Raw genomic sequence first — 1634 nt, 5'->3', positions numbered from 1 at the left:
GAATACAGAAGGCACAGCAGCATGAACGCGGTAGCCAAGATAGACGAGAAAGTGACAGAGCTGGAGATGGAAGCACCGGAAAAGCCGGCCGCGCCCCCGGTGGCGGTTGCTCCTCCGGTCCAGCCAGCCTTGGCGCCGGTGAAGAAAAAGCGCCGGCTGGGCCGTCTCCTGCTGATGGTCGCGCTGCCCGCCGCGCTGGCTGTCGGCGGCGGTTACGTCTGGGTCACCGGCGGCCGCTACCAGGAGACGGAGAACGCCAATCTGCAGCAGGCCAAGGTGTCGATCGCTTCCGACACGGCTGGCCGTATCGTTAAAGTCGACATCTTCGATAACCAGCTGGTCAAACAGGGTGACGAGCTGTTTGCCATAGATCCCGAGCCCTACCGGATCGCTTTGGCGCAGGCCGACGCGGCGGTGGCGGGCGCGCGTCTCAATGTCGAGCAGCTGCGCGCGGCTTACGGCCAGTCGATGGCTCAGCAGAAATCCGACACCAGTCAGGTCGCCTTCGCCCAGTCGCAGTTCGACCGCGCCGCCGACCTTGCCCAGAAGGGCATCAACGCCAAGTCGTCGCTGGACGAAGCCAAGAACGACCTCGACAAGGCCAAGCAGCAGCTCGCCGTTGCCGAGCAAGGCATCATCAGCGCCAAGGCAGCCCTTGGCGGCAATCCCGACATCGAGACCGACAAGCACCCGACTGTGATGGCCGCGCTCGCCGCACGCGACAAGGCGGCCTACGATCTGGCGCAGACCACGGTCAAGGCGCCGGCTGACGGCGTCATCAGCCAGGCCTCGTCGTTCAAGGTCGGCCAGTATGTCGGTTCCGGCACGCCGCTGTTTTCACTGGTCGAGACCGGCGACACCTGGATCGCCGCCAATTTCAAGGAAACGCAGCTCACCCACATGAAGCCCGGGCAGAAGGCCGATATCGTGGTCGATACCTATCCGGGACGCACCTTCGAGGCGACGGTCAAGGCGATTGGCGCCGGCACCGGTGCCGAATTCTCGCTGCTGCCGGCCCAGAACGCCACCGGCAACTGGGTCAAGGTCACGCAGCGCATTCCCGTGCGTCTCGAACTGACCGATGCCGACGCCAAGATGGCGTTGCGCACCGGCATGAGCGCCACCGTTACCGTCGACACCGGCGTGGTGCGTGGCCTGCCGTCGATCTTCGGTCACGCCACGGCCGGCGAGGCCGCGCAGTAAAAATCAACAGAATCCCGCTGGGATCAGCGGGTGGAGGTGAATAGCAGGATTGGTCTGATGGGAGGAGCTGGAAGGATCAGAATTTGGGCGAAGCCGCATCGCAGCTCGACTGAAATCTGAAATCTTCGACGCAGACCCGTCGGTCCTCATGTTTCCGGGCGGCAGGCATCCGCTCATCAGAGACTCTCAGTCGATGTAACCCCCACATCGATAATCGCGTCCCACCGCGATGAGGGTCTCTCAACGGAAGGCGTTGCCGCCCGGAAACCCGTTGTACACGTTTTTGTTACCTGCTGGAAGTTCCCTGTCATGAGCACGCCTGAACCCTTCAAAGAAGTGCCGCATCGCGGCCTGATCACGGTCGCGCTCATGCTGGCGACGATCATGCAGGCGCTCGACACGACGATCGCCAACGTCGCGCTGCCGACCAT

The 1634-nt window shown here is 63.3% G+C and carries 1 protein-coding gene; it reads left to right on the top strand.

The window, feature by feature from the left end; translation table 11 throughout:
- Positions 1–21: 21 nt before the first annotated feature.
- A complete protein-coding gene (locus EN935_RS35085) occupies positions 22–1203 on the top strand; it encodes an HlyD family secretion protein (RefSeq protein WP_109663089.1) in 1182 nt (393 codons plus the stop codon).
- Positions 1204–1634: the final 431 nt, after the last annotated feature.

It is taken from the genome of Mesorhizobium sp. M7D.F.Ca.US.004.03.1.1 (assembly GCF_003998635.1).
GTDB classification, from domain to species: Bacteria; Pseudomonadota; Alphaproteobacteria; order Rhizobiales; family Rhizobiaceae; genus Mesorhizobium; species Mesorhizobium loti.
Note: the sequence above shows the minus strand (reverse complement) of the source record. Positions and strands in the feature narration are given on the sequence as shown.

Bases quoted from the DNA above. Each gene is read 5' to 3' on its own strand.
- EN935_RS35085 (WP_109663089.1), top strand. From the start codon at position 22: ATGAACGCGGTAGCCAAGATAGACGAGAAAGTGACAGAGCTGGAGATG.